At 60.3% G+C, this 21,298-nt stretch carries 12 protein-coding genes and 1 pseudogene; 7 read left to right on the top strand and 6 right to left on the bottom strand.

All coding sequences use genetic code 11. The annotated features are described in order from the left end of the window. Window positions 1-25: 25 nt before the first annotated feature. Window positions 26-1,339 carry a hypothetical protein gene (locus tag GQ674_RS04945; protein WP_159496198.1) on the bottom strand — a complete coding sequence of 438 codons (1,314 nt, stop codon included), beginning with the start codon at window positions 1,337-1,339 and terminating at the stop codon, window positions 26-28. Window positions 1,340-2,130: 791 nt separating this feature from the next. Here GQ674_RS04945 and GQ674_RS21585 point away from each other — a divergent pair. The 3 genes and pseudogenes from GQ674_RS21585 to GQ674_RS04935 form a co-directional block, all read left to right on the top strand. Continuing rightward, window positions 2,131-2,244 (top strand): annotated as a pseudogene (locus tag GQ674_RS21585) (IS3 family transposase); the annotation flags it as partial. Between the two features lie 2,425 nt (window positions 2,245-4,669). Beyond that, a complete protein-coding gene (locus tag GQ674_RS04940) occupies window positions 4,670-4,921 on the top strand; it encodes a hypothetical protein (RefSeq protein WP_159496197.1) in 252 nt (83 codons plus the stop codon). Then, window positions 4,918-5,226: a hypothetical protein gene (locus GQ674_RS04935; RefSeq protein WP_159496196.1), complete on the top strand. Its 309-nt coding sequence runs from the start codon at window positions 4,918-4,920 to the stop codon at window positions 5,224-5,226. Before GQ674_RS04940 ends, GQ674_RS04935 begins: the two co-directional genes overlap by 4 nt. A 732-nt stretch (window positions 5,227-5,958) precedes the next feature. Here the strand turns inward: GQ674_RS04935 and GQ674_RS04930 are convergent. The 4 genes from GQ674_RS04930 to GQ674_RS04915 all read right to left on the bottom strand — a co-directional run bounded on the left by GQ674_RS04930 (window position 5,959) and on the right by GQ674_RS04915 (window position 12,677). Further along, entirely contained in the window at window positions 5,959-6,936 is a 978-nt protein-coding gene (locus GQ674_RS04930) for a DUF1684 domain-containing protein (RefSeq protein ID WP_236546276.1), read from the bottom strand. 5 nt (window positions 6,937-6,941) lie between these two features. Further along, on the bottom strand, window positions 6,942-9,953 hold the full coding sequence (locus tag GQ674_RS04925) for a TonB-dependent receptor plug domain-containing protein (RefSeq protein ID WP_159496194.1): 3,012 nt from the start codon (window positions 9,951-9,953) through the stop codon (window positions 6,942-6,944). Between the two features lie 108 nt (window positions 9,954-10,061). Next, window positions 10,062-11,255 carry an OsmC family protein gene (locus GQ674_RS04920; protein WP_159496193.1) on the bottom strand — a complete coding sequence of 398 codons (1,194 nt, stop codon included), beginning with the start codon at window positions 11,253-11,255 and terminating at the stop codon, window positions 10,062-10,064. A 534-nt stretch (window positions 11,256-11,789) separates the two neighbouring features. Further along, on the bottom strand, window positions 11,790-12,677 hold the full coding sequence (locus GQ674_RS04915; RefSeq protein WP_159496192.1) for an NAD(P)H-binding protein: 888 nt from the start codon (window positions 12,675-12,677) through the stop codon (window positions 11,790-11,792). Window positions 12,678-14,475: 1,798 nt separating this feature from the next. On the opposite strand from GQ674_RS04915, the gene GQ674_RS04905 reads away from it, so the two are divergent. The 4 genes from GQ674_RS04905 (at window position 14,476) to GQ674_RS04890 (ending at window position 19,309) form a co-directional block, all read left to right on the top strand. Further along, window positions 14,476-14,874 carry a response regulator gene (locus tag GQ674_RS04905; RefSeq protein WP_159496190.1) on the top strand — a complete coding sequence of 133 codons (399 nt, stop codon included), beginning with the start codon at window positions 14,476-14,478 and terminating at the stop codon, window positions 14,872-14,874. A 10-nt stretch (window positions 14,875-14,884) separates the two neighbouring features. Continuing rightward, window positions 14,885-15,172 carry a TetR/AcrR family transcriptional regulator gene (locus GQ674_RS04900; RefSeq protein WP_236546192.1) on the top strand — a complete coding sequence of 96 codons (288 nt, stop codon included), beginning with the start codon at window positions 14,885-14,887 and terminating at the stop codon, window positions 15,170-15,172. 252 nt (window positions 15,173-15,424) lie between these two features. Further along, a complete protein-coding gene (locus GQ674_RS04895; RefSeq protein ID WP_159496189.1) occupies window positions 15,425-16,888 on the top strand; it encodes an EAL domain-containing protein in 1,464 nt (487 codons plus the stop codon). A gap of 1,284 nt (window positions 16,889-18,172) precedes the next feature. After that, a complete protein-coding gene (locus GQ674_RS04890) occupies window positions 18,173-19,309 on the top strand; it encodes a sensor domain-containing diguanylate cyclase (protein ID WP_159496188.1) in 1,137 nt (378 codons plus the stop codon). Window positions 19,310-19,898: 589 nt separating this feature from the next. Here the strand turns inward: GQ674_RS04890 and GQ674_RS04885 are convergent. Next, the gene (locus GQ674_RS04885) at window positions 19,899-21,251 is read right to left on the bottom strand and encodes a DcaP family trimeric outer membrane transporter (RefSeq protein WP_236546191.1); all 1,353 of its coding nucleotides are present in this window, start codon (window positions 21,249-21,251) and stop codon (window positions 19,899-19,901) included. Window positions 21,252-21,298: the final 47 nt, after the last annotated feature.

The following is a 21,298-nucleotide window of genomic DNA, read 5'->3' as shown; positions in this document are numbered from 1 at the left end:
CGAAAAAGCAGGCTACTCAGCCCCCTCATCTCTCTTGGAATCCAACGAAGCGATCCAGGAAGCTTTGGAGCGCTGCGTCATTCTGACCTGGGCGGTGTTCAAAGACGGGATGGTCTTCTTTCATCACTTCGTGCATTGCCGCCTTTCGTGTCAGATATGTTTGATCCACGTAGCCCATCGTCTCGATGAATGCCGTCCTCCCTCGTGAAAGTAGGCAAAAATCAGGACGGTAAGGGGTTCCACTCTGCTTGCTCTTGCGATCAATGTATGGCTTGACGATCGAGTAAGGGTGCTCCATAGCGACCATCGCATCCAGCCGCGAGGTCAGTATTGCGAGTGTCTGACGCTCCAAATCGGAGTCGACCAAGGTCCAGTCGTCCAAGCTGTTCGCGGGATGGACATAGGCCTGAACGATGCTTGGCTCTTTCTTACCGGCCAGACGCGCGACTAGTCCGATACCCAGATAAGGCGCAACCGTGCCTTGCCCTGGCAAACGAACACGACCTGTGACTTTCCATTGGGCGAATTTTCCGTCTACCCCGAACACACTCGTCAGAAACATCTCCTCACCGCAAGACGTTAGGCTACAAAGACCAATCACGAAGCCGTGAGGCTCCAAGTCTTTCGGCCAAGCACCTTTCGATGCGGCACGAGTGGCTTCCTGGAAGACAGTTTTAAAAGCATGGAAATTACCCCCGATGAATGGCTTAGCAGGGACCTTCTTGGCTCCATCCATAAACAGCCCAGCCGCCGCCTGTTTAACCCGATTGGCGTCCATGCTGACACTACGGGATCGCGCTGTGATGCGGTTGCATCCGCTGGACTCCAGCAGCGTGAAGAGCACTCGGGCGAGCGGCGGCGTACTCGCATCGGCAGGCTTTCCAACGTCGATACCTTGGCCTTTCGGGGACCTAGCTGCTTGTGCATCAGATAAAATTTTCAGCACGCCAAGAGCGACAACCTCACTCCTGGGTGCCAGACTATGCCCATGTGTAGTCTGGGGATCGCGATAAAAAGGACAGTCAGCCACATGCAGTGCACGTGAGTGGTTTCTGACCAAAGTCAGAGGATGGTCGGAAGACAGAGTTCGCATCGCGAACATGACGGGCGGATTCTGGACAGCACCGCAGCAGCCACACAGTAGCCATTGATCCTGCTTGATCAGCGTATCCAGTAGCGCATACGCGACCGTCCCGGGTCGCGCAGGGAGCGCTGCCCCAGTAAACGCCACTCTGATCGCCTCAACCTCATCACAGCTAAGAGGATGACCGGGCTTAGGCTTCGCATTCCGATTAAACTTGTTTACACGCGTGAGCGTGATCTTGGGCGCAGTAGACATGCGCCCACTATCTCAATGACGGGCCGTTTGCGTCAATGCGCCATTGACGCCTCAGAGCCTTCGAACCCTCAATTGCTGGGAAGAGGACTCTTTCTCGCGAACAGCCGGATCTGTTACATCTTGCAGTGCTATCGCATCTGCCTGAACCATCATACGACGAACTGCTTCCATGTAATTATTTGGCCGAGCAGGGTCGAGGTTTAGAATGTCTCGACAGTCATGGCGTCCCGACCATTCAGCAATGGAGGGGTCTGTCTCCCACGCCCCTCCCTCAAACACTAGCAGTCCCCTGAAAGAACAGTACCTTGCTGAAGTCCAGGGCCATTGCTCCTGCTGATCAACCAATGATCTACCACGTTGCTCAGCCCACTGCCTCACTCGAACGCGAACTTCCGGGGAACCTCTGGCATATACGTTACAAAGAGCCGTCAGGAAACATCGATGCCAATGAAGAACATCAAGATAGCGGATCCATGCGGCCCAGAGCTCGGCAAGAGAATCGCGGCTTGATAGGCAGTCCAGCCAAAAAATTGATCCATCCTTTTCTAAGGAAAACATTTGAATTGGAACAGGATCAGCAGACCGCCGAATAACCAAGTTTAGTCCGAATCTTGAGAAATAGTCATGCGCACTGAGAGGGGCAGTAACTTCCTCCGCTTCAGATACCTCCCACTCAGCACGCGAATTGCGCATGGCGCCCTGTATCAACGCTGCCTGAATCATCCCCCCTCCTACGTCAAGACACGCAAGCTAGACGAAAGGAACGTATTGTCAAGACAGACGTGTGCGACGCAGCGCATTGGTGGATGATCGATCGCAATGAGATCCAACCTCATGACTCACTCAGCAGCATGAGCCATGTCGAGTACCGTATCGCCCACGCTGGAAGCTCCACTTTAGAAATGTCCCCGACGGGGGACCTTACGCCTCGACGACCCCATCACCCACGACCGACGCCGCCGCATTTCAGTGTGAGATCTCATCCATGTAGCGCGGCTTCACAGTGAGCGCGCGCATTCCCGTCGCGGAGAATGATCACCGGGAGTGCCTTTGTCAGTTGCGCTCAAGCGACAGCAACCAAAGCCGCTCTCGGATTGGGATGCATCCCTAGGTGGCTGACCGAACCCCGCCTCGGCCAAACTCTCTGGCGCCAAGCCAGCTACTGATAAGCGACACAGCAAACACCAGAGGCTTTTTCTCGGCGCCACGCCAGAAGTTATCGCACAGCGCGACTTTGCAGGAACGGCAAACGTGGCGATTTGACAGACGAAGTTCTCCCGCTAGATTGAGCCCATGACTCAATCTAGCCCCCTCAACCGGCGCTTTATCCCCTGCAAGCTGCCTTTGACAGCAAGTGAATCCCAAGCACGCCGATGTATTGTGCAGTCGGTGATCGGCCAGGTAACGCGAGACGGCGGAAAGGTGCCCGGGCGTGTACTTGTCCTATTAGAACGGTATGTGAAAGGCGAGCTCAACTTTGTTTCGTCCCGGGAAGCAAGTTGAGCGCCAGAAAATGGAGCGTCCCCACCCAGAGAAAACCTGCAACGGCCTCTACGGGGCCAACGCCGGGCCCAGGCAAAGCTAAGTGCACCGCTTAGAGGTCAATGGGCATAGGTTGATCGGTCGGGGATCCATAGGGTCAACCGGGGCCCTCGGTGGCCTGGATAGGCGAAGACATTGCTTCGCCGCGCTTACCAAGACCCCCAAAGACACTTCCTAAACCTTCCCACCAGTTACACTGATGACTCGCCTCGCACTACGAATGGCGTCAGGCCGGCGTGCGACGATGATTTGGGTCACGGCCGTAGAAATGAGCGCGAACGAAAAGTATGCCAACGACATTGCTTGTGGGATTGGCAACTCAATTGGAGCGGATATTGTCGATAACCTGTCGTATGGTTATGGCGGAAGCACCCCGACATTTTCGCCCCCAGCTCCACTGCCGCCGCTTGGTCCACCGCCGAGCTCGCCTCGGTCTGGCGGCGGTGGTGGTGGTGGGACGATTCCGCGTCCGCCCCAGCAGGAGCTTTGATGTGATGATGACGTCTCTGCTTAGGGCTCATGCCTTAACGTTGTTGGTAGCGGGCTGCTGCGCCGCTTTGGGATGCTCCGCGGCTACTCGGAAGGATGCTCCTGACTCTCCCCAACACGACCTGTGCTTTACCTCACGCGGCATCGTTCAGACCACGACTGTCTCAGCGATCACCGATTTGGTACGCATAGAAGGGCTGTTTATGCCTGAAGATTGGTCGAAAAACGCCCTCAAGGTGACTTCGGCTCGGTCACTCTCTGGAGAGTGCGTCTCCAAACTGGACGGTTACGATGGAAGCAATCTTGCCCACGAGGGTGGGACCGTGGTCCGGACGCTCAATAGTGGGCTACAGGAGGTTCCCAAAAGCGACCAGGGAGGGATCTACGATCGACTCTCCCAACGCACTCACAATAGCCCGGGAGCTCCGTCACGGTGGTCAGGCGGCTCGCTCGCAGCTGGAGTTCATTTAGGTGCTGCGCGCTGCCCTGCTGCAACGGGTGTCTATCTGGCGAGCTGGAAGGGGGCGGATTCCACCGTCTTGGGCGTCTACGCTCGAAACACCCAAACTGGGAAAAGTTCGGGCGTCAGGAAGCTTTCCACCGTAGACGGCACGGTTCGTTCCCTGGGCTTCTTGCCGAGCGCAGACACTGACGATGGCCGGGTGTTTCTATCCATCGAAAACGGTGCGCAGATCGACCTGGTCACCGCTCGGCTAATGGGGACCGAATTGCTGACTGCGTGCCCTTAGGACAGCAGTCGTAGAGTCAGTCGTCCTTGGCTGGCCCTTCGATGGCGCTGGGAGGGTCATCCAAAAAAATCAGTCATTGAACGTTGGGGTTAGAATTGAGGCGTCGCTCGAGTAGCGCCAAGCCCCGTATCACATGGTGCGGGGGTCAGGAGCTCGATCTCACTGATACGCAAGGCCTGCTTGCTCTCGAACGGGTAGTGCCGCTGCTTCCTGGCCAGCGGCTTGTCTGTTGGTTCGTCGCGTCTAAAACGAACTACCGCCGCATTCGTCGCAGGGCCGCTCTGTCTTTAAACCCGCGCGCTCGATCACTTCATCAGCCAACCGCGCCTGATGAGCGGTCAAGCCGCTAGCGCGGCAACTTCGGTGATCGCTTCTTTGAGCACTTCGGGTGCAACACCCCTGAGCTCCAAGGCCTCAGCCAGACGAGCGATTTTCCCAAACAGGTATTTCGGACTCTGGCTTCGATAAGCTAGTTCCGCAAGCGTAGCCATTCCAGATGAAGCCAAGGGGAGTAGACGCCTGGCTCCTTCCTGAGCGCAGCATCCAACTCATGGCTCTTTATCCAGCGATGGGCGCTGACCTCGTTGGGATTCACGGTCAGCTCGACATCTTCGAGAAGAGCAGAATAGACTTTCCAGAGTTCAGTCTCACTGCCGACGATGCCAACCCTTTGAACCGACCTCGCTACCAGGAAGCCCTGACATCGTTCCTTCAGGCGATCAGTGATGCAGTAGGCACCCCGAACTATCAGATCAACTTTACGGGCCGGAACGCCGTTCACTCCCAGGGCAGCCGACCGTGAAGCCGGTATACGCTGCAGCATTACTCCTGGCCGTGTCGCTCTCCGCCTGTTCGCGTGAAGAATGCCCGGACTTGAGCAGCGAAGCACAACAGGAACAAGTCTACCGCTACGTTGTTGGAAACACGCTTCCAGCACTGAAAGACGTGACGCGTAATGATGTGAAGTTTATCGACTCTTCTCGCTACAACGCTGATAGCCGCATGTGGCGGTGGAACTTCCAAGCAAAAGGTCGGGAATACATCGCACTGATCGGTTGTAATGGAAGCGTTGAGCTATCGGTGGCGAAAGAATCACTGACCAGATAGGGCTTGTTCGCACCTAGGTGAATTCGTCTGCGACCAGAGGGACAATCCACCTACCTGCCTCAGTATCAAGGACGCCCGATGTTTCGCATCGGGCGTCTTCCATTCAGGGGTGATACGGCCCTGTCACCACTCAGTGCCGCCCTCGCTTCGTCATCTAAAAATCCGCATGGTCAGGGAACGGGCCTTCTGCACTCCGGAAGGCTTCCCTTCCGCCTCTGCCTGCGTCGTCTCCAGGCACGCTCGCCCAGGGCCGCAAGTCCCAGAAAGCAAGCAAACAGCAAGGCAACTCCCAGCAGGCTGAGAAGCAAGTTCATGTCCAGCGCCCCTTGGCAAAAACTCGTCGATTGCGAGGTTCAAGGTCGTCGCGTCCCTCGCACACGAGATCAAATGTATTTCAGTCACTCATCAGTAAAGCGTGATTGCCATCACCTTTTACTGCATTAAGAAGACTTCTTGCGGGCCACACTGGCAGCTCTCACCTCTCACCTCTCACGGCCGGCCGACACTCGCCTTTCTTACCTTTGTGAACCTCTTGATACAAGTTAGCTCCAATACATATGAGCTGACCTTGACTGGCCTATCCTTGGAGCAGTTCCGTACTTCTGTCTCACTGGCGTACAGCTCCGGCGTCGTCCAGAATACGCGCTGCGTGCGCTCGCTGACGTATCCAGGCAGTGACACGAAAGGAGCGGCGAGATGCGCCCCCATGGTGAACGTGCACGGCAGGGCCGCTTAGTGCTGGGCGAGCGCATATTTCTTCTCGCCCGCCAGCACCGCCAGTCGCACCCGCTGGCCGTTGGTGTCCTGTTCGGCCAAGCGGTTCTCCGGCGGCGGCAGTGGGCAGGTGGCGAAATCCGTATACGCGCAAGGCGGGTTGTAGGCGCGATTGAAATCCAGCGCGACCGTGCCGTCCGCCGCCACGGGGCCGGTGCGGAGATAGCGCCCCACCCCGTAGGTCTGCCGGCCGGTGGTCTTGTCCTGGAACATCAGGTTCAGGCTTTTCGCCGGATCACCCAGCGCTTCCAGGCGCCACTGGCGCCCTTCTTTCTCGAACAGCACGTAACCGGGGTTCGGGGTCTCGGCGACCTCACCGATCACGCTCACGATCGGCAAGGTCTTGCCGGCCGGGTGCGGAACGAACCGTGCCTTCACACGCCAGCGCTCATCGGGCGGGAAGAAATCCAGTCCGGTGAACTGGAGCCGGGCCGGTGCGTCGGCGTGGCGCACCCGCAAGGCCACGCGCTGGCCGCGCCTGATCACGGTGATCTGACCTTTGCCCTCGTCATAGGTCAGCTTGGTCCCACCTCCCTGTCCCTCGGGCTTCAGGCGCACCTCGCCCTGCACGGGTGTGCCGTCGGAAGTGACGCGCGCGCCTTCAACGGGCGTGAAGTACACGCCGTCCGGGCGCTGCTCCACTTGGCCCAGTCGATCCGGTGCGATGGCCAGCTGGAGGGTGTTGCCCTCACCCGCGCCCACGCTTTGCGTTCCGGCTTCGATCCAGTGCAACCCGATCAGGCTGATCCACCCATCGGCCTTGCCCAGGTCCGCCGCACGGCCTTTTACCCATGCGGCATGCTCGCCCGCGAAATCCGGCGCAGCGTGCGCGGTGGCCGACGCCTGCGCCTGCGCCGCGGTGGGGTCGCCCTGGGGGCTGCACGCAACCGCAGCCAAGGTGAGCAGCAGGCAGGTGACACGTGTGTAGGTTTTCATGCGGATCACCAGTTCTTGGATATGCCAACGTGCAGATAACGTCCGTAGGTTTCGTGCAACGCGCTCAGATAATTGCCCGAGGCATTGAGCGGCGGTTCTTCGTTGAACAGGTTGCGTGCGCCGACCTCCACCGAAGTGCCTTTGAGGCGCCCTTCGTTGAAATCCTTCTTCACCGACAGCGCCCACCGCTGGGTGGCCTTGACGACGTAGGGCGTGCGGTCGGAATACGCGCCGGCCTTGACGCTGCCGATGTAATCGTCGCGCAGGCGGACCGTCCAGTCCTGCAGGTTCCAGATGAACGTGGCGCTACCGCGCCATTCCGGCTTGGCGCCGTTGATGCCGACCTCGTTGGCCGCGCCCAGGTCGGGCGCGATGATGTTCAACTGCCCGCTCCCGATGGCGGCCGCCACCTGCTGGATCTCGGCCGGCTTCTGCTGGGTGTATTCCTTGAGCTGACTGACGCTAAGCAGGACCGCGAAGCTGCCCCACGCGGTGTCGCGCACGCGCCAATTGAAGTTGTAGTCCACGCCCGAGGCCGTCAGCGGCCGGCGGTTCTGGTAGCGGTTGTAGATGTGCGTCACTACGCCCGCCGGCGCAAGCCCGGACCCTTCAAACAGCGCCGCGTCTTCGGCGGTCACCGCTGCACGCACTACGTTGGGGTTGCTGCTGCCTTCCACCACGCGCAGGTAGGCGTCGTACAGCAGTTCCTCGCCCAGGGTGTTGATCGGATTCTCCACCTCCACCCGCCACGCATCCACGCTCAGGCTGACCGCGCCCAGCCGCTCCGGCAGGAACTGCGGCTCCAGCACCGCGCCCCATGACGACTGGCGGGTGGTCTCAGGCTTCACGTCATCGCCGTAGGAAGTCACCGCGCTCACCGACGGTTTGACCGGCGAACCGCTGCTGTAGGCATTCAAGCAGGCCGTGTAATCGGGCTGCGCCCCCTTGCTGATCAACGCATGGCAGCGGATCGCATCGTTGTTGAAGCCGAACCCGTAGGTCGGCGGGGAGTTCACCAGCTCCAGCCCCGGCGCACGGAAGCCGCCGCTGACCGAGCCGCGCAGCAGCACGCTGTCATTCACCTTCCAGGCCGCCGCCAGTTTCGACTTGGCCACCTTGCCGGCATCGCTGTAATCCTCCCACCGGCCCGCGATCTGCAGGTCCAGCGACTGGACCAGCGGCACCTCCTGCGCAGGCGAGATCAACGGCACCGCTAGTTCAATCAGGGCGGATTTGACGTTGCGGCTGCCGTGGACATCCGGCCGCGGGCTATGCGTGAAGAAATTGCTGGCCGCGACGGTGCCGGTGTACCAATCCGTATACGGACGGCTGCCATCGATGTTTTCGTCGCGATCATCGGTGCGGCTTTCATAGCGGTACTCTACGCCCGCCGCCAGGCCGATGTCACCGGCGTACCAGCTGAACAGGTCCGGACGGTTGATCTTGAAGTCCCACAGTGCCAGCTCGGTCGTGCCTTCGCGGGTCGCCTCGCCAATGAACGCCGAGGTGTCGTAGGGCGTGGCATCCCCCACCCGAATGCTGGCCGGATCACCGCCACTGAACGGGTTGTAGGCATCGGCGTCGGTACGGTTCACCGCGGCGATGAAGGCATCGGTCAGCCCGCCCTGCTGCCTGTCGGTGCTGCGGGCGCGGGAGTACAGCAAGGCCGTTTCCCAGTTCCAGCCCCCTTCGGTCCATCCGCGAAGGCCCAGCAGCACGCGCGACTGATCATTGTCCACCTTCACCCGGCGGATCCCCGAATCTGCGAACTGGTAGTTCAGCAGCCGGATCGCATCGGCACCGCGCAGGGACTCGGGCACCCAATACGCATCCGGCCGGATGTGCAGCAGGAACCCGTCCCCGCCGAAACCCGACTCGCTGCTTACCCAGGATTCGGAGGTGGCCCGGTAGTAGCCCAGCTCACCGAACAACTGCATGGTGTCGCTGAGATCGAAGCGGCCGCTGGCGAACACATTTCCCTTGCGGATGGACGGTGACGAGGTGATACCCGGCTCGGCGGCCGAATCATAGTGATAGCGCGTCGGCACCGTGCCGGAGATCAGCGCGCCGGTGGCCGGGTCGACGTGCCAGCTGCCGGTGCGCCGGCCATTGGCGTAGGTGTCGAGATGACCCCACGGCGTTCGCGTGCTGAAGCCGGCCGTGCCGTCGGGATCGGGCACGCTGGTGCCATCGCCCAGCGGCCGGCGACCGTCGGTCGCGGTGAACCAGGCATCGGAATTGCGCTGCGCCGTGCGTCTGGAAACGCCATACAGCACCGAGATGTTGCCGCGGCCTTCGGCAAAGTCACTGCCGAAGTAGCCGTCCAGGGAGACATCTTCGCGGTGGCCGTCCGAGACCTTGCCGTAGTTCACCTTGATGCCACCCCCATTCTGCAGGTTGCTCGGCGTCACCAGATCGACCACGCCGGCCACGGCGTCGGAGCCGTAGATCGAGGCCGCGCCGTCCAGCAGCAGGTTGACGCGCTCCAAGCCGAAGGTCGGAATCGCATTGGCGTTGTAGGTGGTGTCATCGCCGCTGTTGCTGATCGGGTGCTGCACGGTGCGGCGGCCGTTGATCAGCAGCAGCGTGTACTTGGCGCCGAGGTTGCGCAGGTTGATCGAGCCCACGTCGCCGCGGGCGACATTGGAGTTCCGCCCCGCGTTGGTGGTGCCCTTTTCCGTGACAGCGACATCACCGAACTGCGGCAGGCTGCGGAACAACTCGTTGCCGTTGGTGGCCCCGGTGGCATCGATCTGTTCCCGGTCCACGGCCACCACCGGCAGCGCCGCCTGCGCGCCACCGCCGGCGATCTGCGAGCCGAGCACCGAGACCTTGTCCAACAGCCGGGCATCAGTACGCTGCCTTTCCGGATCAAGCGCCCCTTCTTCCGCCGCCTGCGCCCCGGGCGCCAGCAGCGTGCACAGGGCAAGCGCCAGACGGCCGCGACGCGGCAGCAGCCCCTGCACGTCGTACCACGGATGCTTCACGGCCGGCTGCGAACGAAGAACGCGCGTCATTGAGTATTCCCATGTCGTTTCTGAAGGGCACGGTGGACCCGGGCGTCCCCACCCACGGTGTCCCCGCGAGAATCGCGGCCGGCGGGGCCGCGGCGCGCAGGTGCGCGCTTAGTCGTTCACTTCCGTATACGCGCCGCGGACGATGCTGCCTTCCAGCTTCTGCTCGTCCTTGACCAGGTTGTAGAGCGGACAGGTGGCTTCGACCGACTGACGCAGCGCGTCGATCTCTTTTTCGGACGCCGGCGATTCAATCCGCACCTTGTAGCGGATGTCGCTGTAGCGGGCCGGCGAGCGGACATTGCTGCCGAAGCGCGGGCTCAGCTGCCCATCAACCGTGAGTTCCAGCGCATCCAGCAACACGTTTCGTCCCGCCGCCTGCACCTCGAAAATGTGGGTCAAGCAGGTACCGGTCACGCCGAGCAGGTGTTCCTCCACCGTGGGCGCGAGCCCATAACCCAGCAGGCCGGGCGCGCTGTCATGCAGTTGCTGGTGGTAGCCATCCTTGCCCAAGAACACGCGACGCAGTCCGGTGCGCGGTTCGACATGGGCACGGGCCACCAGGGTTTCCGGCTCGGCCGCTTTTTCCTTGCCGGCGGCCGGCTTGTCTTGCCTGGCGAGCACCGCCGGGCGCTTCTCCTCGGTGATGAAATCCCGCAGGCCGGGCGGAAGCTTTGGATCGCGCACCGACGCACTATGCATGTACTCGACCTCGGCGTGGCTGACCTGCTGCGGCTTGGTCACCAGATCGATAGCCGAGGAATTGGCGTGCACCGCGCGCTTGAGTGTTTCGAGCTGCGCATCGGTGGCCGGCGAGTCGATGTAGGCCACGTAGGAAAGATTGTTGGGATACGCCAGGGTCTCGCTCTTGCGCTCGGGGATGCTGGTGAACACCACATCCAACGCATCCAGTGGCACGCCCTGCACCGCCGCCTGCACGATGTACTCATCGGCCACCGAGCTGGCCAGCGTGCCGACCAGCGAATCCCAGGAACCGGCACCCAGGTTGTAACCGGCGTAATTGCGGCCGCTGTCGCTGATGTACTGGAACTCGCCGGTGGACCCGATACGCAGGCGGCGTACGCCGGAGCGGCTTTCGGCGGTGACCTTGGCATGGATCTTCGTGGGCGGCACCACCCGCGCCGACTGTGTCTGGATGGCAGCGCGCTTGGCCGTCAGATAATCGCGCAGTGGTGATGCCTTGTCCTGCGCCGCAGAGGTCAGCGGGGCCGCCAACAGCAGTGTGGCAGACAGGAGGGTCGCGGCGACAACTTTGCGCGGCGGCGCATAACGGGCGATGGACATGGGGGGGTGGGCTCCGGAAGCGATCTGAACAAGAGCCCACTCTTTCATGTTCGAACGCCACGTTTAAATAACTGTCGGCAATTCCCATATTAGTGGGGGGCGACAGGAACCATGGCCGACTGGCTCCTGCCCCAGTTCCGAGCCGGCATCGATTGCTGAGAATCCCTATTTGATGCATCGCACCCATCGCTTAGGCAACTGCGCCCATCGAGCCAGCCCGAGGGTGTTCGTCCACTCGATCCTTGACGCGAGCTTGCAAGCGTACGCGCCCATCCATCCAATTCGACCCCAGCTCGGACTCCATCGAGCGGGTGCAGGGGGGGGCGGCGCGGCTATAGTTCAGCGCTTGCAGCCTAAGCGAGCCATCCGTGGTGACGCGAGGCCAAAGCGCGTTCCAGCAGGGCCTTCGGCATCGCGCTCACGGGAACCCTGAAATGCCGACGCTGGATGCGGGGGCGACCGGCTCTAAGCCAGACGACGAGATAACTGAGCATTGACATTGGGATCTTGGCACACGCCTACCTGGTTGAACGGCTATGGTCCCGCCAGATAAGGCTTGAGGGTGCTCTCGCACCACATTCTGAAAGTTGTGGGCGTGCTGTTTTGTGCTGTCCTCTCCACACCCAAATCAAGTCCCTCACTTTTTGCACGCGCCATCGAAGCCATCCCCTCTGCCATCGCGCTAGAGAAGCCAAAGCGTTCGAACTGATCCTTGTAGCTGGCAAGGGAAATTTGTTCATAGGCTATGTGACGGCCGAGAACCTCGCTCATCACCCTTGCCATCTGATCGAATGAGATATTCTCAGGACCAAGCACGGGGACCTCGGCTTGGCCGGCCCAGGAATCATCGAGCAGCCACTTCGCCGCCACTGCCGCAATGTCGTCTGTCGAACAGGACGGCAGTTCAAGATCTCGGGGTATCGGTAGAGAGAAGACGCCCCTATCTCGTAGTGATCGCCCCTGCATGAGCACGTTGTCCATGAATGAGGGCATCGCAAGCGCTCTCTGATGCACGCCCGTACTCGAAATAAGGTCACCCATGGCGAGCGACGCGGTCACATAGCCGGCATCGGCAGCTTGAGGCGTGTTTCGCCCCAAAGCGGTGACCTCCACCACCTGAGTGATGCCGGCCGCTTTGATTTCAGCTGCAGCAGGCCGGGTGAAGCCGACATAGGCTTCAATCACGCTTCCCGCCGCGGGATCCGCCGGGACCAGCCAAAACAGCTTTTGTGCCCCTTGAAATGCTCGTTGCACTGTAGGCGCGTCTGCATGGCTTCCTTGCACGACCTCAACTCGCGAGCGCACTTCGACCGGTAGTTTTGAAGGGTCGCGGACAATCACCCGCACGGGTGCCTCCGCTGCGAGCAGTCTAGGAATCAACCGGCTACCGATCTGACTGGTTGGTGCCGTTACAACAATCATCGGGCGCTCCTAACGAGGTGAACCAGAGAGCGAAGCGGCTGGTTGGCCCCTTCGTGTGGAAGCAGCTTAGTCTTGTGCTTCGAACGAATCATTCTTTATAGTCCTAATTATTTGCGCGATCGTTCAGCCCATGGATCCTCTCTCCGACCTGCTCTCCCTCTTGCATCCGGTCGCAACAGTCTCTTCTGGCTTTAGAGCCGGGGGAGCATGGTCAGTCGAGTTCTCGGATCAACATGGCCAGATCAAGTGTTACGCAATCCTCGAGGGAGCCTGCTGGATGGCCGTGGACGGGGTTAAAGAACCTTGGCGATTGGCAGAGGGTGATTCATTTGTGCTTCCCCGAGGTCGTCCGTTTCGGCTTGCGAGCGATCTCTCCTTACCCCCCATCGACTCATCCACGCTTTTTCCTCCGGCTAACCGTGGGGGCGCGGTAGTTTTGGCGGATGGGGCCGGGTTTTCTTTAGCTGGGGCCCGCTTTGCTGTAACTGGCAGTCAAGCTCCTTGGCTGCTGGGCCTTCTTCCGCCGGCGATTCATCTGAGAGTCGCAGACGACCGGGCGGTCCTGCGGTGGGCGGTCGAACGCATGATGCAAGAAATGCGCGAATCGAAGCCAGGAGGAATGCTCCTGGCCCAAAATCTTGCCCAGACCATGCTCGTCCACGCCCTGCGGGCACATCTTAGTGAGGCAGGCGCTAGCGGGGCGGGTTTGCTGGCCGCGCTGGCTGACCCGCGACTGAGCCGAGCGCTCCAGGCTATTCACGCTCACCCAGCGAGGAAATGGACGTTGCGCAGCCTTGCGGCCGAGGCCGGGATGTCCAGGACTGTCTTCGCCACCCAATTCCGGGCTGCAATGGGGGAGACCGCAATGCTGTATCTGACGCGCTGGCGAATGGCTCTGGCCTGCGACCAGCTCGAGCACTCCAGGGAGTCGGTCGCTCAGGTGGGATCTTCGCTTGGATACGATTCAATTAGTGCGTTTTCGACTGCCTTTAAGCGCGTCTTAGGCATCTCTCCACTGAAATATAAGTCGGCCTTGAGCAAGCAGCCAAGGCTCGCCCCCTCAACCCACCCACCATGATGCTGCGCCTCCTTCGGTTTTCTCTCGGCTGTAGACTCTGCTGCCCACCCGTGCGTATAACTCAGAGCAAGCGCATCCAATGATGTGGCCCCTTGGGGATCGTGAAGGGCGCGAGGTGCCGCAAGTCAAGGCCCTAGCTGTCCGGTCGCGCCGGAGGAGCAGATCGGAGCCGGCGCCGACCAGGCCTCTGGACAGCGCTCGAACACAGCCCTCTCTCGCTCGTCGTGCGACTAGCCTTAACGGCCAGCATTTCCGGGGCGCGTTTCGCGTCGCTATGAGAAGACCCAGCGACACCGGGAGAAATAACCATGCCTAGACCTTCGCTCCAGGTGCACTGGGGCGAACGCTGCTATTTGCTTGGATCCTTTTGCCATTTAGGACCTGTCCTCAGGGTCATGAGGAAGGTTCAGCTAAGCGTACAAATCGTCAATAGTGGCTCCATCGCCCTGTCGGTAAAGGTGCCGCCCCCCGCGAAATGCTCGTCCTATCGTCATCCACCACTTCGATGCTGTCTAGTTTGAGGATCAACTGCCTGCTGTCCCTGCCCCCCAGGAGTCCGGCGGAGAAGGTCGTGGCGTTCGTATTCCGGCGTGCGGAGGATGGGCGCAGCCTTGGCCAGGGCCCGACCGCGACAACGAATTTTCAGCGATATGCTAAGGGCTGCCATCAAGGCAGAGGCGGGTACGCCGATGAAGTGACTTTCAAAGGGCTATCCTATCAATGAGCGCAATGCAGGTAGACGAAGTCATCATGCCCAAACTTCCATCTCGCATCCTCTTAGTTGAAGACGAGGACACGATCCGCGACCTCGCCGGCGAGTTCCTTACCGAATGGGGATATGAGGTGGCGACGGCGGCCAGTGCCGAGGACGCTCGGGAGAAGCTGCTGCTGGGACGCCCCTTCGATTTGCTTGTGGCCGACATATGGCTTCCAGGCATGAACGGCCGTGCTTTGGCCAATCACACCCTCGCCCTGCACCCCACGACACGGGTTCTCTTGATCACCGGCTACGCGGGTGGTGGTAATGAGCCATCTTCTCTAAGGAGAGCAGGTATTGAGCTGCTTGGAAAGCCGTTCACCATGAGAGAACTGCTCGTGCGTGTGCAGAGCATCCTATAGATGCAACCGTGTGTTTCCAGCATCGAGCAACCCGCGCGCGCGGGAGTGGCGCGCCCCCTCGTTGGATCCCGGCGGTGCACAGCAGGCCGGGTGTTCCAAGCAGACGCTCTACAGCCGCTATGGCAGCAAGCAGGAACTGCTGCGCCGGGTGATGCAGCGGCATGTCAGCCGGGCCACCGCCGGGCTGCACAGTCTGGACAAGGGCGACCTGCGCGGCAGCCTGCTGCAGTTCGCCAGCGACTACCTCGACCACTGCAACCAGCCCCATGCGGCCCAGGCCCGACGCTTCATCGCATGATTTTTCAGAGACCTATGAAGCGACTCGGATCCTCGTCGAGGGGTTCACGCACCGGCTACGGTAGGTCGTCTCAACTCAAGCACGCTTGGCAGCCTGTAAAAAGAAGCCGCCTTGGATCGCGCTGTCAATATTTCGGATAGACGGCCGATACTTAGAGTTCCACGTGAGATCTCCATAGTGGGGGAGCAGCCGCTGCTTACCTTTTGACAACGAATGAGACAGCCCCAGACCCGTCTTCTAGAGTGCTTTACTGTGGCCACGTCGGTCGGCATCTCGTTGCTGATAGCATTGGCATCCGTACAGGCGGTGCTCTACTACTACGACAGCGAAAGCGCCGAACGAGTCGCAGCGCGCGCGGTGGCTCAGATCGAGGCAATTGCTTCTAACAGCCAGGCAGCGGCACGGCTCGCCGCCAACGCGAGGGACATTTGCTCTCCGGACGATGTCGACAAGCTCAAGGAGATCACATTCCGCTCTGCCTACCTGAGCGATGTTGGCCGAGTAAAGAACGACCAAATCGTTTGTACGGCGCTATGGGGAGTCCTCGCCACCCCCATCCGACTTCCTCCGGCGAACTACCACCGCAAAAGTTTAAGGATTTGGCGTGCCGAAGAGGTCCTTGGATCCCGTTATCATCAGACCAACTTGGTACTCCGCGACGACCTACTTACTGTCAGCTCTCCCTCAGCGTTCGATGACATCGATCCCGTGCATCGCAGTTCGATCATGGTCTTTAGCCAGGACAAGAAACATGTCTTCAAGGCAATAGCAGCGCGGCGGATGACTGGCGGCTTCTCCGAAAGTGTCATTGTGAGGCATTTGTGTAGCAACACTATCGCGGCCTGCGCGGCTGTGCGGCTTCCACGCAAAAGCCTTTGGCAGCTCAACGCTTGGCTGCTTGGATGCCTAGCGAGTGGCGCTGCCGCAACGGGCTCCGCCGTTTCGATCCTGATTCTTAGGCGCCGACACGCCCCGAGGAACCTGGATGAGAAACTTGCGTCTGCACTTAGCAAGGGCCTTATCACCTTGGAGTACCAGCCCTTGTGCGATGGCATCACCGGCCGAGTCATGGGCTGGGAAGCTTTAAGCAGATGGACAACATCCTCGGGAGAAGTCATCTCCCCGGACATATTTGTACCCCTTGCGAAGATCCACGGCCTGAGCACGACGCTGGCGCGCTATGTTGTGCAGCGTGCACTGAGCGAGCTTCGTCCACGGTTGGAAGATCGCGACTACTACGTCTGCGTGAACGTTGAGCCGGAGGACATTGCCGACAACGACTTCCCCTCATACGTGGAGGATGTGGCCGCGCGCAAAGGCATCCGACCCTCTCAGCTGAAGTTCGAGGTGACCGAGCGCACAGACATCGTGCACCCTGACTTTCTGAAGAACATGCAATTTCTCCAGTCCAGAGGGTTCGCCTTCCTGATCGACGATTTTGGCACAGGTAACGCAAATTTCTCGCATCTTGCAAAGACCCGATTCGACGGCATCAAGATTGATCGGCTTTTCACCTCCGCCTTGGCAACGCCCTCACCACTTCGCTCTGTTCTCCCTGCGATCTACGAGCTCGCGATCACGCTGGACCTCGCAGTGACCGTAGAAGGAGTCGAATCCCAGGTGCAGCTTGAAGCAATTCGTCATATCGCTCCGAAAGCCACGGTCCAAGGCTGGCATCTTGGCCGCCCCAGTGCCGCTGAAGCGCTGGAACATTGATCATGCTCCGTCGTTCCTTCGCCCCAGGGACGGGTTTGCAGTGTGGCGGCTCATCGCCCCGCGCCGCGGGAGCCTGCGTTCTTACGTGAGCCGTTCGTACTTGTGGGCGCCTCCCCCGACGAGGCACTCCCCCTACCAAGCGGCGCGGACGCAGTGGCGAAAGGGTCTCGAATGCTGGCGCCCTCCGGTGCTCACATGCTTGTGACCATGCTCCAGCCAAACGCAGTGTCCGCGTTTGCTCACAACGTGGGCTACATCACCGCAGCGGCGGACGCTGAAACCAGAGAACAAGGGTGCTCCGCCTTGGAGCTGCGGCGACGGGGAAACGTAGCTTTTCCGTTGGCGAAGCGGCCGAGCCACACGCAGCTCTGGAAGGCTCGGACCCTAGGCTTCGTTGCCTTGGGGATATGGCGGTCGCTAGAGGTGCGTAGACGACCGCTCTTTACCAGCAACATGTCATCGTGAAAATATGGCCTTCTCTAGTCAGAAATGCCCTTATGCTCTCATCTGCCTTTGAGGCGAGATGAGGAAACCCGGGCTATAAAGCAAGCGGACCGACAGGCGCTCCAAAGTACTTGCCTTCGTACGACGCAACTGCTCGTCTCTGCGGCTTCGGACCATGCAGACTTCGACGTTTGGACCAATGGACCGGCCGTTGGGCAGGCGGAAACTGAGCCAGCGAACCTCCATCTGATTGCCACGGTTAACGCCATTTCTACTGTCCTTGCGATTCCTTACTACCCTGCGTCAGCCTTGGCCCATAAATCACCATTTGAGAGGGCGTTCGCCTGCAGCAGACTCTAACAAGTGGGGCATTGCAATAAGCTCAATCAGCCGTGAAGAGGCTGTGGGCGCTAATTTTCAGCGGATCAATTTTGGCGCACTGGGCAAAAATTAGACCGGGACGGAGGGGGGGTAAGGCCCGACGCTCACGGACAATTTTTACATTTTTCGGCTTGGTGCAAAATGTGACGCCCATCATCGCTTATAGCTAACCTGATTTATCGACCCTCCGGCACGGCCCGCTCCTGCCGGCGTCCCTTTTTGCTAGTAAAACAAGTCCATATCTTCAGCCCTCTGGCCCCAACCTTAGATGCATTAAGGCATAGATGACACTCCGCTACCGGCCGCCATGCGCTTAAAGCGAGACATGTGTCATGGCCCACATCTTGAGAAATCCCGGACCATACGGCGCTTAGCGATTCGAGGCCTATCCCGGTCCTGCGGGGTCACTTACTCTCGACGCCCCTAAAGTCGCAGCGCACGGAACTAAATACCATCGAGATGATTCATATCCCCACCCTCCTCGGATACAGTGCAGCCTTACTCGGGTCCATTGCTCTTCTAATGGTGGCCATACGTCCGCCGGGAAGCCGGTTCGCATGGTTTGCCGCCCCTTTCGCCGCAGGTGCTTTGGGATGCATGTTCCTCGTGAGCCCGGCCTGCCTTCCTGAAAAGGCTGGACTACACTTCGGGGCGTTCTTTATTTCCTTAGCTTTCGCTTTCGGCTGGCAAGCTGTCCGTGCGTTCTTCGACCTGCCGGCACGATGGGTATCGCTCATCGCCCCGTCTACCGCGTGGTTGATCGCTGCTTTTCTCCTGTTTGATCCATACGGGCTTGAAGAGCTCAATGCGGCCGTACGAATTGGTTTGGTTGCTTTTTACTCCGGTCTCCCGGCGCGTCTGCTATTGCAGAAAGCAGATGAATCCTTACCCTCTAAGCTTCCCTTAGGCGTCATCTTTGCTGTCTCCGCTTTACTCGCGGGCATTACGCTGCCCTTTGTCACTTGGCTTCCCCAACCACTGGGCGCGGCCCAGCCGCAGGCCTGGGCTGTTGCGCTTTTTAACGGCCAGATCGTTCTCGAGGCACTCCTTGCGAGCGCGCTCATGGTGTCGATGAGCAAGGAGCGCGTATCGCGGGAATTCTATGAGGCCTCGATACGCGACCCCCTAACAACTCTGTACAACCGACGCTTCCTTGACCAAAGGAAAGTCTCTTGGCAGCGGAGTGATCGTCACGAAGCGCGGCAACGCGCTATCATCTATTTCGACATAGACCATTTCAAACAGATCAACGACAAGCACGGTCACGCACTGGGGGACGACGTTATCGTCATTGCCGCTCGTGTGGCCCAAAAAGCAGTGCGGAAGAAGGACTGGGTGTTTCGCATCGGGGGAGAAGAATTTCTCTGCGTCTTGCCTGACTGCAGTGCGCCAGAGGCTCTAGCCGCTGCGCAGCGCTTGCGCACAGGCTTTCAGGAGGCTGCCCTAACTGTTAACGGGCAGCGTATTGAGGCTACGTTGAGCGCTGGCATCGCCGTGGGTATCGCCGGACAAACGAACTTCGATGAACTGACCCTTGAGGCTGACCGTCATCTCTACATGGCCAAGCAGCAGGGACGAAATCGCGTCATTGCCTAGACTCTAGTCCGGAGATCGCAGTGTTGCTCTTCGTTTTGTTCGAACCCGCGCCAGCCTGACACGCGGATAAGTCAGTCGAGAGGCACACACCATGCTGCGTGACAAGGCTACATCGTCGTCTACCGTCGAAGGCAATTTATGCTCGACGAACTGTTGGGCGGCGCGGCTGCGGCCAGCTTGGCTCTGGTCGCCAGTCCGACCGCAGCACCGCACAGCGCCGCCGGTCGGTTGCGAAGTTGATGTGGTCCAGCCCGTGAAGATTCTTTGTAACCACGTCGTCACACGCAGATACTACGCACGTGCCGGAGGTTTGAAGTTTGGCATTGGGGTCCCCTCCGTGTCCTCATAGCGACACCGTTCCTAGGAGCACACAGCAAGAGCCACCCTCAAGTATCTACGCCATGGCCAGGAAAGAACGCACGTAATTCCGCACCCGCGCGCCAGTTACCCCAACCTTCTCCCGTGTTCCCGTGCATTCGGCACTTCTCCTCGATATCGTCGACGACAGACTGGGAATGAGAGCTGACTTAGACGTGGCATATCAGCGCCCGCTCTCCCCACGGCCATTTATGGGGAAGCTCTAGCAGCCTCAGAAGCTATATTTGACGTGAGTGTGCAGCCGGTTCAGATCGCCAGCCTCCCCATTCTCCAGACGGCGCTGGGCGTGACTCAGCTCTGCGCCGAGGTCCAGCTTCGGGAAGGGCGAGTAGATCAGGTTGACGCGCCAGGACTGTGCGCGCTCGGTAACCAGCGCGCCGGTCCATTGCGCATCGTTGTCCAGCCAGGCACCGGAGTAGACGAGGTTGCCGCGCAGCTTGGGTGAGAAGGCGTGGCGCCACGCCACGAAGCCGCCGTAACCATCCTGGGAATGGAGCTCCCCTTCGGCGTCCAGCACGCTGTCGGCACCGAGTGCGAAGCCCAGATAGCGACCAATGCCCTGCCCGCCGCTGACCATGTAGCGCAGGTCGTCATTGCTGCCGACGTTGACGCGCCCGGACAGGCTTGCCGCAATTCCGGTGTCGGTACGGCCGTCGTAACGCAGGCTGCGCACCATGGCCGCCACCGTGACGTGGCCCCAGGCGCCACGCTGCGCCCAGCGGGCGGTGATGTCTGGCACGCTGTCATCGCCACTGTTGAGGCGGGTGCCGTTGCCCCGGTAGGTCGCCACCGTCGTCTGCGGATTTTCCAACGAGAACGACCACGGACCGCGCGTGTAGCGAAGCTGCGCCTGACGGTTGAAGATGGTGCCCTCGGACGGACCGGTGAAGTCCACCGTGTCCGGCAGTGCCGCTACATCCTGGAAGTTGGACCAGGTCTGGCCAGCCAGCCAGTGGTTCCAGCTGACATAGGCCTGGCGCAGGGTCAGCGCGTAGGTGTTGGTGATCACTTCATTCCCGGCGAAGGCGTTGTTGCCGCCGCCATACATGTCTGCCTCGATATACGCTTTGAGCGTGTCGCCACGTTCGGTGACGGTGTCGGCGCCCAGCCAGAACCTGGAGAACTGGGCATGCACGTCGGTGTAGCTGGCGCTCTTGCCGTTTCCATCCGCGGCGACCGGGGTGGCGGCCGGGAAGTAGAACAGACGGCCGGCCGAGCCATCGGCGATGGCGCCGTCGCTGGTCCGCGTGGTCATGGCATCGAGTTTGATGAAGCCGCCTGCCGTGAAGCGGGTGCCGGGAATCGCCCCGGGCAGGATCGGCGTTGACGCTTGCGCGGGCGGTGTTGCAACGGCCACCGCGGGGGTGTTTTCGGCCGCTTTGGCATCGCGCTGCTGGTACTGCTGCAGCAACCCTCGCATCTGCTGCATCTCCGCTTCCAGCTCGGCCATGCGCGCCTCCAGCGTGGCGGTATCCACGGCCTGCGCCAGCGCCGTGTGCGGTAGTGCGGACAACGCCAGCCACAACGGCACCGAGGCCGCTGTTCTCCTCTTCATTCCGACCATGATTCCCCTCCCAGGGCATAGCGATGCCGTCACGGCCTGGGTGAACA

It is taken from the genome of Stenotrophomonas sp. 364 (genome assembly GCF_009832905.1).
Classification (GTDB): Bacteria; Pseudomonadota; Gammaproteobacteria; order Xanthomonadales; family Xanthomonadaceae; genus Stenotrophomonas; species Stenotrophomonas maltophilia_AP.
This window is presented reverse-complemented; position numbering and strand designations above follow the sequence as displayed.